Origin of the sequence: Sodalis sp. (in: enterobacteria) (assembly GCF_047607725.1) — a bacterium.
GTDB lineage: Bacteria > Pseudomonadota > Gammaproteobacteria > Enterobacterales > Enterobacteriaceae > JBLKSS01.
Genome location: NZ_JBLKSS010000329.1, coordinates 1 through 10,060 on the forward strand (window position 1 = coordinate 1; position 10,060 = coordinate 10,060).

The 10,060-nt window shown below is 58.2% G+C and carries 7 protein-coding genes and 1 pseudogene; 7 read left to right on the forward strand and 1 reads right to left on the reverse strand.

What is annotated here, in order from left to right; all coding sequences use genetic code 11:
• Window positions 1–379: ChuX/HutX family heme-like substrate-binding protein (locus ACMX3H_RS19705; protein ID WP_415211920.1), on the forward strand; the 379-nt coding region annotated here is incomplete at its 5' end.
• Window positions 380–1,103: 724 nt separating this feature from the next.
• On the opposite strand, the pseudogene ACMX3H_RS19710 reads toward ACMX3H_RS19705, so the two are convergent.
• Window positions 1,104–3,414, reverse strand: a pseudogene (locus ACMX3H_RS19710) (TonB-dependent receptor domain-containing protein).
• Between the two features lie 516 nt (window positions 3,415–3,930).
• Here ACMX3H_RS19710 and sapA point away from each other — a divergent pair.
• From sapA to ACMX3H_RS19740, 6 genes are all read left to right on the forward strand, one after another.
• Complete coding sequence (sapA, locus tag ACMX3H_RS19715) at window positions 3,931–5,682, forward strand: ABC transporter substrate-binding protein SapA (protein WP_415210496.1); 1,752 nt, start codon at window positions 3,931–3,933, stop codon at window positions 5,680–5,682.
• Window positions 5,679–6,644, forward strand: coding sequence for a putrescine export ABC transporter permease SapB (gene sapB, locus ACMX3H_RS19720; RefSeq protein WP_415210495.1), 966 nt, complete (start codon window positions 5,679–5,681; stop codon window positions 6,642–6,644). Before sapA ends, sapB begins: the two co-directional genes overlap by 4 nt.
• A gap of 62 nt (window positions 6,645–6,706) precedes the next feature.
• Complete coding sequence (gene sapC, locus ACMX3H_RS19725; RefSeq protein ID WP_415210494.1) at window positions 6,707–7,597, forward strand: putrescine export ABC transporter permease SapC; 891 nt, start codon at window positions 6,707–6,709, stop codon at window positions 7,595–7,597.
• Window positions 7,597–8,589 carry a putrescine export ABC transporter ATP-binding protein SapD gene (sapD, locus tag ACMX3H_RS19730; RefSeq protein WP_415210493.1) on the forward strand — a complete coding sequence of 331 codons (993 nt, stop codon included), beginning with the start codon at window positions 7,597–7,599 and terminating at the stop codon, window positions 8,587–8,589. The genes sapC and sapD overlap by 1 nt, the downstream gene beginning before the upstream one ends.
• A gap of 2 nt (window positions 8,590–8,591) precedes the next feature.
• Entirely contained in the window at window positions 8,592–9,404 is an 813-nt protein-coding gene (gene sapF, locus ACMX3H_RS19735) for a putrescine export ABC transporter ATP-binding protein SapF (protein WP_415210492.1), read from the forward strand.
• A 185-nt stretch (window positions 9,405–9,589) separates the two neighbouring features.
• Window positions 9,590–10,060: SDR family oxidoreductase (locus ACMX3H_RS19740; RefSeq protein WP_415211921.1), on the forward strand; the 471-nt coding region annotated here is incomplete at its 3' end.

Genomic DNA, 10,060 nt, shown 5'->3' on the forward strand with positions numbered 1-10,060 from the left:
CGGGCCATGCAACAAACCCACCAATAATTCAAGACGTCCTCCACGGGGCGCTTACAAAAATAATGCCTTGCGTGATTTGTTACCGCGGCTTGAGGCGGCCGGTAATGAGATCATGATTTTTGTCGGCAATCGCAGTTGCATACAGGTCTTTACCGGCCCGGTGCAAAAACAAGCGCCGATGGAAGAGTGGCTGAATATCTTTAACCCGACGTTTACCCTCCATCTGCGGGAAGACGCTATCGTAGAGAGCTGGGTCACGCGTAAACCCACCTGTGACGGCATGGTGACCAGTCTGGAACTTTTTGCCGCCGACGGGACCCAAATTGCCCAATTTAATGGCCAGCGCACCGAGGGCGAGAGCGAGCAGCGCCACTGGTGAGAGCAAATTGCCGAGCTCGGCGGTGATGGCGCACACGCCGGCGCCGCTTAACGCCAACGGCAAGCGGGACGAAGGTCAGGTGTGACGTCGTTACAACAAGCGTGCCCTTAAATGAAGCGCCGTTTCGGTGGCAACTTTCACACCTGGCCGTCTAGTTCGCGCAGCGCCTGACGGCCTGCGCCTAGCGTTTCGCCGCAACCGCGGTGTGTCTTTCCCGGGCGCATCCTGTCGCTCTCCCTTAGCGCCGCGAGCGCGACCCGGCTAGTTTTATTGCTTTTCGTCACCGTTCCCTTCCCTTGCTACAGTTGCTGCCATCACCGTGCCATTTCCTTTCACGCCCCGCGTGAAACGCCCATGCGAGGGCGGCGACGCGCGACGGACATGAAACAACGTCGGGGGAAAGCGCGTGGCGTGCGGACGCACGGAGGCCTCGGACAGGGCAAAAAAGGAGCGTAGACCTCTCTGCCACCCCGATACAAAGCGTTCACACACCTACATCGATGATTTTGACGCCCGGTCCCGAGCGTACGGAGGCCAACGAGGAGAGATATGCCCCCCGGACACAACCCCATCGGACGCCAGCATTGAACTGTCTAGGCTCGACGTCTGAGCTACGGGGGCCCGGGAGGGGTTTTTGCTGCCTGAATAACGGCCGTTCGGGCGCCGATAGGGCTACTTTCGCCCATCTGACGGGCGAAAAGCCGTCATGCCGGCGCCCGGCGCATCAGAAGTCCACGTTAAGCCCTAACTGGAACGTCCTGCCCGGTTGCGTTGCCAGCGCCTGGTCGCTGAGGTCCTGATTGGTGCTGGTTTCAATATTGCGGCTGCTCAGGTAATCCCAATATTTCCGATCGGTAATATTGTATAACCCGCCGCTCACCTTGACGTTTTTCGTGATGCGGTAATAGTCCGTCAAATCCACCAGGACATAGCCCGGCCCGCGCATATATTCCGGCGTGGAATCGGTAATCGCGCTGCCGGAATTATTATAACTCTGGCGATTGGTGGCGCTGGCCCGTTTCCCTTTATTGAAAGTCGCCGTCAGCACGGCACCGTACAGCTCGCCAGGATCGTCATAAGACACCCCGGCCACCAAACGCATCGGCGCCACGCTGTCCAAATCAACGTACTTGTCGCCCATATAATGGGATTTGGCCGCCCCTTCCGCCATACCAAACGCCAGGCGGGCGCGCAGGCCGTCAACATCCGGATACCAGGTGCCGAAGTTGAACCGCGCGCTAACTTCGCCACCGTAGATATAGGCCTTGTCGCGGTTCTCCGCCTGATAAGCAATATCTATATTGCTGGGAATATTGGTGAATTTCTCCGGATTGGCGGACCGGCTATAACACGTATAGTCGATGAAGTTTTTATAGGTATTGTAAAACGCCGCCGTGCTGAACGTTATCCCTTCTACCGCTTCGCCTTTCAAGCCCCATTCAAAATTATTACTGGTTTCCGTATCCAGGCTGGTATTACCAATCAAGGCATACTGGCTGCTGCCCGCATAGCTGGAGCTGAGGTTCCATGAACCGTACATCTGGCTAGCATTGGGGAATTGCGCGCCGCGCTTGTACTGGACATAGGTGGTCAGCCGCGGCGTGATGTCATACAGAAAACTTAAAGACGGCAAGACTTGCGTATCGCTAAACGAACCATAGAGCGTGTCCAGTTCGTCCGTGGTCAGGGTGCTATTGGCCAGGTTGGACAGATCTTTCGGTTTGGTGCGTTGATAGGCTACGCGAACCCCCGGCACCACGGCAAAATCATGTCCCGCCAGATCCCAGGTCATTGTATCTTGCAGGAAAGCGCCAAGATTCTCGCTGGTACTGTTGGCTTCCGGCTGCATGATGTAATTAAACGAACTTTGACTGGGATCCTGGCTGAATGGCCGCTCGGTATCGGACCGCCGAGCATCGATACCCCAGCGAATGTCATGGATGCCCCACTCTTTTTCCATATTGCTGGTTATGCCAAAGCTTTTGCTATCGTAATTGGAATAAGTCGTCACAAGGCTGGTGCCGATGGTGGAAGGTCCATAGGTCCAATCGTGGGCTTCGGTATTTTGGTAAAAGACTTTGGTGTCGATGGTATCCACCCACGCGACATCCGGGTGCCATAAATCATCCAGGGTGGCGCTCCAGCGTCGGGTCTGGCTGGTTTGCTGATTGGCGCCAATAATGGCGCTGCCGGCTGAGTTCCAGGCGGCGTAATGGGTGTGATTGGTTTTGTGAGAATAATCGACGGTGCCGGTAAGCAGATGGTTATCATTTACCTGCCAGCTGCCGGAGGCTAAAAAGGCGTTTGAGTGCCAATTAGCCGGCGCCACCTTCACACTGTCGCTGTTATTGCCGGTTTCCTGGCCGTCCCGGCGGCTGATGGCAATCAGGCCACGCAGCGCCGCCGGCGGTGATGCCGTTATGCCAGCCGCGATTGGCCGAGTCATAGTCGCTTTGATAGCCGAAATAGCTGGATTTTGTCGGGGACAGGTAATCATCCGGGCTCTTGGGACGGAACGAAACCGCGCCGCCGATGGCCTGATTGGCGCGCGTGACGTCGGTTACGCCGGAATCGATGCCGACCCCGCCGTACATATAGGGGTCGATATAATCGCGGCCAATCCCGAACGTGCCCGACCCCGCACGGCTGACATAGCTTCTACCGGTGGCGTTGGGCAGTTCCACGCCGTCCACATCGATAGAGACGCGGTTAGCCTCCAGGCCGCGAATGTTATAGCCGGTATATCCCCCGCGGTCAAAACCGCTTTTGCCGGTGCCGGTTCCCGTGGCGGCGCCGGTGGCGCTCACCAGCGACTGATAGCGCATAATCGTGCCCAAGTCATTGCCGCCCTCTTTTTGCAGATCGCTGGCGCTCAGCGTGGTTTTGGTTCCGGCCTCTTTTTTTATTTTGCTGGCGACCACCCGGATTTGATCGTCTTTATTTTCCGTCTCGCTGGCCACCGTCGGCTGTGCCGTTACGGCGGGCACCGTCGCCGCGGTATTGGCGGCGAAGGCGCCAAACGCGGTACCACCCATAATACCGGTGAGTAAGATTTTATTCAGACGCGCTATCTGAATTCCCCTGTGGTACATAGTCATTAAGCAATCTCCAATTGTCTGACATTTATTATTGTTAAAGCGTGATGTGACGGCGCGGGCGAACCCTGCCGGTGACAGTACACAGATGAATTACACTCTCTTATTTGCGGCTCCCTCTTTTTCAGCGGCGATATCGGGGTGCCCACATTGACTTGCGCAGGGAATTAACAATAACCACACTCAAATGATAACTATTATTATTATTATCTAATGATACACATTATTATCTAATGTAAGAAAGATCTTTCGTAAAATTTACCCGTAAACAGGAATTTACCGTTCGGCGCAGGGCTACCGCCGCTAGTTTGACCAGCAAAAAAGAGGCAGGCAGCGGATATCGGGGGGAATGGAAGCCTGTCGGTGGAGAAACGCGCACCTTTCTGTGCATCGGCATTGGGAGGTCGGCCAGAGTAAGGTAAACTCAAGTCATTACTGGCAGAAATAAAATGGTTTATGTCGACACAATCTGATTACAGTTTGACGCCCGTTGCCGCCCTGCTGCTAACGGCCGGGACGGCCCGTGAGGCCGGCGCCGCCGGGATGGAGGGCAACGGTGACAAAGTCACCGGAGGCGGCGTTTCCGCCGCGCTCACCCCCAACGCTGCACAGCGCGGCGCCGGCGCTACGCCTGCCGACGCCGCGTCCGAGCCTGATGTCGTGGCTACCGGCACCGGTCCTGATGCCGCGCCGGCGAATCCCCGGTCGAACGCCGCGCCCACGCCGCTGCCGCCTATTCGCCAGAGCGGCTTTGTCTATTGCGTCAGCGGCGTGGTCAATACCTTTAACCCGCAAATGGCCAGTAGCGGCGTCACCGTTAATACCTTATCCGCGCAGCTTTACGATTGGCTGCTGGCGGTGGATCCCTATACCTATCGGCTTATCCCCGAACTGGCGCAGCGCTGGGAAGTCCTGGATAACGGCGCGACCTATCGTTTTCATTTGCGCAAAAATATCGCCTTCCAGCACACCGCCTGGTTTACCCCAACCCGCACGCTCAACGCCGACGATGTGGTGTTCAGCTTCGCGCGTATGTTCGACGTCCATCACCCCTGGCACGCCGTCAACGGCGGTGATTACCCCTATTTCGACAGTTTGCAGTTCCCGCAAACGGTGCAGAGCGTAAAACGTATCGACAACGACACTGTGGAGTTCCGTTTAGAAAGCCCCGACACCTCATTTTTATGGCATCTGGCGACCCACTATGCGCCGGTGCTGCCGGCGGAATATGCCGACAGGCTTACGGCCAGCGGCCATCAGGAGCAGTTGGATCGCCTACCGGTCGGTACCGGGCCGTTTATGCTCAATGAATACCACTCCGGGCAATTTATCCGTCTCACCCGCCATGAAAATTATTGGCGCGGAAAGCCGCGTATGGCGCAGGTGGTGATCGATTTAAGCTCGGGCGGGATCTGGCGTTTATCGCGGCTTTTGACCGGCGAATGCGATGTTTTGGCCTATCCCGCCGCCAGCCAGTTATCCATTCTGCGCGACGATCCTCGCCTGCGGCTGACGCTGCGCCCCGGGATGAATATCGCTTACCTGGCCTTCAATACGCGCAAGCCGCCGCTGAACGATGTCCGGCTGCGGCACGCCATCGCGCTGGCGATCAACAATCCGCGGCTGATGCAATCCATCTATTACGGTATCGCCGAAACCGCGGCGTCGCTGCTGCCGCGCGCCTCCTGGGCCTATGATAATGATGCACGGGTCACGGAATATAATCCCGCCAAGGCGCGCGCTATTCTGCGCGAGCTAGGCAAACCGTCATTACGGCTTAATCTGCTGGTGCCCACCGCGTCGCAATCCTATAATCCCAGCCCGTTGAAAACGGCTGAATTGATCCAGGCGCAGGTGGGGATACGCTTGACCATTATCCCGGTAGAGGGGCGTTTTCAGGAGGCGCGTCTGACCGCGGTGAATCACGATATGACGCTCTCGGGCTGGTCCACCGACAGTAACGATCCAGACAGTTTTTTCCGTCCGCTGTTGAGCTGCGCCGCCATCGGTTCGCAAACCAACTATGCGCGCTGGTGCGATCCGGCGTTCGACGCGCTGCTGCACAGGGCGTTGCCGGTGCTGCCGCTCGCCTCGTCGTTGCGTCTGCAGGCCTATCGCTACGGCATCCGCGGTTTGGTGCTCAGTCCGTTCGGCAACGCCTCCTTCGCCGGCGTGTACCGCGATGAACGACAGGAACAGACGCCATGATAATCTTTACCCTGCACCGGCTAGTGTTTCTGTTGGTCACTCTGTTTCTGTTGACCCTGGTTGGCTTTTGCCTGAACTACTATACCCCTGGCGCACCCTTGGGCGGCGCGGCGCTCGTTGACGCCTATCGCTATTATTTCTGGAGCCTGATCCACGGCAATTTTGGCGTCTCCAGCATCAACGGCCTGTCGATCGGCCTGCAGTTGGCCGAGGTGTTTCCCGCGACGATGGAGCTATGCCTGCTGGCCTTTTTGCTGGTGCTGCTGATCGGCATCCCCTTAGGCATTATCGCCGGCGTGGCGCACGGTAAATGGCAGGATATCAGTATCAGCATTTTCACCCTGCTCGGTCTGTCGATGCCGGTGTTCTGGCTGGCACTACTGCTGACGCTCTATTTTTCCCTGCATCTGGGCTGGTTTCCGGTCACCGGCCGCTTCGATCTGTTGTATCCCGTGCAGCGCATTACCGGCTTCGCGCTGCTGGATGCCTGGCTGTCGGACTCCCCTTACCGCAGTGAAATGATCATCAGCGCGCTCAAGCATATGGTATTGCCCATCGCCGTGCTGGCGGTGGCGCCGACCACCGAAGTGGTGCGGCTGATGCGCATCAGCACCGTTGAGGTCATCGGCCGCAATTATATCCGCGCCGCCGCGACTCGCGGGTTGTCGCGCTGGACCATCGTACGCCGACACCTATTGCATAATGCGCTGCCGCCGATTATTCCCAAACTGGGGCTGCAATTTTCCACGATGTTGACCCTGGCAATGATAACCGAGGTGGTCTTTAGCTGGCCGGGCCTGGGTCGCTGGCTTATCAACGCCATCCGACAACAGGACTATGCCGCCATTTCCGCTGGCGTGATGGTGGTGGGAACTCTGGTCATTTCCGTTAACGTGCTGGCGGATGTGGTCGGCGCGCTGGCAAACCCGCTGCGCCATAAGGAGTGGTATGCCCTCAGATAATGTTTATCGCGAAAAACGCATGCCCGGCGCGCTGGCAAACCCGCTGCGCCATAAGGAGTGGTATGCCCTCAGATAATGTTTATCGCGAAAAACGCATGCCCGGCCCGCTGGCACAGATATGGCGCACCTTTTATCATGACGCCATGTCGATGCTGGGTCTCTACGGTTTTGCCCTGCTGATCCTATTGTGCCTGTTCGGCACGCTGTTTGCGCCCTACCCGCTGGATCAGCAGTTTTTGGGCTATCAACTGCTTCCCCCTTCGTGGTCGCGCTACGGGGACGTCTCTTTTTTCCTCGGCACTGATGACTTGGGCCGCGATGTGCTGAGCCGACTACTGGCCGGTACCGCGCCCACCTTCGGCTCGGCGCTGGTGGTGACCATGGCGGCGGCGCTGGTCGGGCTGGCGCTCGGCGTGCTGGCCGGCATCACCCGCGGTTTGCGTTCGGCGGCGCTAAATCACGTGCTGGATACCGTGCTGTCCATCCCCTCGCTGCTGTTGGCCATTGTGGTGGTGGCGTTTCTCGGCCCCCGTTTGGAACATGCCATGTTGGCGGTCTGGCTGGCGCTGCTGCCACGCATTGTGCGCACCGTCTATACTTCGGTACATAGCGAACTGGAAAAGGACTATATCTTGGCGGTGCGGATGGATGGCGCGTCGATGCCGCATATTCTGCGCTATGCGGTGCTGCCGAACATCGCCAGTCAGCTGGTGTCGGAGTTCACCCGCGCCCTGTCCATGGCCGTCTTGGATATTGCCGCGCTCGGGTTCCTCAATCTGGGCACGCAGATGCCGTCGCCGGAATGGGGCGCGATGATGGACGATCAATTGGAACTGGTGTATGTCGCGCCCTGGGCGGTGATGCTGCCGGGCTGTGCGATCATGCTAAGCGTGCTGATCGTCAATATTTTTGGTGAAGGCGTGCGCCGCGCCATGGTGGCGGAGGTGGAGTAATGCCGTTATTGGATATTCACAATCTCACCATCGAGTTCATGACACCCGAGGGGCCGGTGAAGGCGGTGGATCGCGTGAGTATCACACTGAGCGAAGGGGAAGTCCGCGGTCTGGTGGGGGAATCCGGCTCGGGCAAGAGCCTTATCGCCAAAGCCATTTGCGGCGTGACCCGCGATAACTGGCGGGTAACCGCCGATCGCTTCCGTTTCGACGATGTCGACCTGCTCGCGCTGACCCCGCGCCAGCGGCGCAAGGTGGTGGGCCATAATGTGTCGATGATATTTCAGGAGCCGCAATCCTGTCTCGACCCGTCGGAGCGCATCGGCCGGCAGATAATCCAGTCCATCCCCGGCTGGACCTATAAAGGCCAATGGTGGCAACGATTCGGCTGGCGCAAGCGGCGCGCCATCGAACTGCTACACCGGGTGGGCTTCAAAGCCCACAAAGAGATTATGCACGCCTACCCCTACGAGCTGACCGAGGGCGAGTGTCAAAAGGTGATGATCGCCATCACCCTGGCCAATCAACCGCGGCTGTTGATTGCCGACGAACCCACCAACGCAATGGAGCCGACCACCCAGGCGCAAATTTTCCGCCTGCTGGCGCGCCTTAATCAAAATAACAGCACCACCATTTTGCTGATAAGCCATGACCTGCAGATGATGAGCAAGTGGTGCAACCGCATCAACGTGCTGTATTGCGGCCAAACGGTGGAAAGTGCCCAAAGCGAGGATTTAATCGCCACACCACACCACCCCTACACTCAGGCGTTAATCCGCGCCATTCCCGACTTCGGCCGCTCGATGCCGTCCAAAAGCCGGTTAAATACCCTGCCCGGCGGTATCCCGTCGCTGGAGCATCTGCCTATCGGCTGCCGCCTGGGGCCGCGCTGCCCTTATGCGCAGAAGACCTGCATCCAGGCGCCGCAGCTGCTGCCGGTTAAAAACCACTTTTTCGCCTGCCACTATCCCCTCAATCTGGAGGAGCAATAGGCATGGAAACTCTGCTTGAAGCCCGCAACCTGAGCAAAACGTTCCGCTACCGTACGGGCCTATTTCGCCGCTATCAGGTGACGGCGGTGCAAAACGTCAGCTTCACTTTACGCGAAGGCCAGACGCTGGCCATTATTGGTGAAAACGGGTCGGGTAAATCGACGCTGGCGAAAATGCTGGCCGGCAGCGTCGAGCCCAGCGCCGGCGAGATCTTGATAGACGATCACCCGCTGCATTTTGGCGATTACCGCTACCGTAGCCAGCGCATCCGCATGATTTTCCAGGATGCCAGCAACGCCCTCAACCCGCGCCAGCGTGTCGGCCAGCTGCTGGACGTGCCGCTGCGGCTGAACACCACGCTGACCGGCGGCGAACGTGAACGGGCCATTGACACCACGCTGCGCCAGGTCGGCCTGCGGCCGGATCACGCTTATTACTATCCGCGCATGCTGGCGCCTGGGCAGAAACAGCGCGTCGGTTTGGCGCGCGCGCTGATTTTGCAGCCCAAGGTTATCGTGGCGGACGAAGCGCTGGCGTCGCTGGATATGTCGGTGTGCTCACAAATCATCAATCTCATGCTCGAGCTACAGGCGAAAAAAGGCATCTCGTTTATTTACGTGACCCAACATTTGGGCATGATGAAGCACGTGAGCGATCAGATAATCGTGATGCAAAACGGCGTAGTGGTGGAACGCGGCAGCACCGCCGATGTCCTGGCGGCGCCGCTGCACGATTTGACCCGCCGGCTTATCGCCAGCCACTTCGGCGAAGCCCTGACCGCCGATGCCTGGCGGCGCGATGGCGCCACGCCTTAAGGGCGTAGTCCCTATTGCGCGCGAGCGCCTCGCCCTCAGCGTCACCCGGCGCAAGGGGCGCAGATCTACACGCCGGCGAAAGATTCATGCTACACTTCGCCGGGTTTATCAACGACGAGCGTTGCTGCACGGATTGACCGTGGGGCACACGATCGCATGAAATAATGATCACAAGGATTAATGCTATGAGTTTTCTTACCGGTAAGCGCATTCTGGTGACTGGCGTTGCCAGCAACCGTTCAATTGCATACGGTATCGCTCAGGCTATGCACCGTGAGGGTGCGGAGCTGGCTTTCACTTACCAGAATGACAAATTGAAATCACGGGTGGAAGGGTTTGCCGCCGATTTCAATTCCAGCATCGTGCTGCCGTGCGACGTGGCGGAAGATGCCAGCATAGAAGCGCTGTTCACCCGTCTGGCCGATGTCTGGCCGACGTTTGACGGTTTCGTGCATGCCATCGCTTATGCCCCCGGCGACCAATTGGACGGCGACTATGTGAACGCCGTGACCCGTGAAGGTTTCGCCATCGCGCACGATATCAGCGCCTACAGCTTCGTCGCCATGGCGAAAGCCTGCCGGCCAATGCTTAATCCCAACGCCGCCCTGGTGACGCTGACCTACCTGGGCGCGGAACGCGCCATCCCCAACTATAAC

Bases quoted from the DNA above. Each gene is read 5' to 3' on its own strand.
- sapA (WP_415210496.1), top strand. From the start codon at position 3,931: ATGTCGACACAATCTGATTACAGTTTGACGCCCGTTGCCGCCCTGCTG.
- sapD (WP_415210493.1), top strand. From the start codon at position 7,597: ATGCCGTTATTGGATATTCACAATCTCACCATCGAGTTCATGACACCC.
- sapC (WP_415210494.1), top strand. From the start codon at position 6,707: ATGCCCTCAGATAATGTTTATCGCGAAAAACGCATGCCCGGCCCGCTG.
- sapB (WP_415210495.1), top strand. From the start codon at position 5,679: ATGATAATCTTTACCCTGCACCGGCTAGTGTTTCTGTTGGTCACTCTG.
- sapF (WP_415210492.1), top strand. From the start codon at position 8,592: ATGGAAACTCTGCTTGAAGCCCGCAACCTGAGCAAAACGTTCCGCTAC.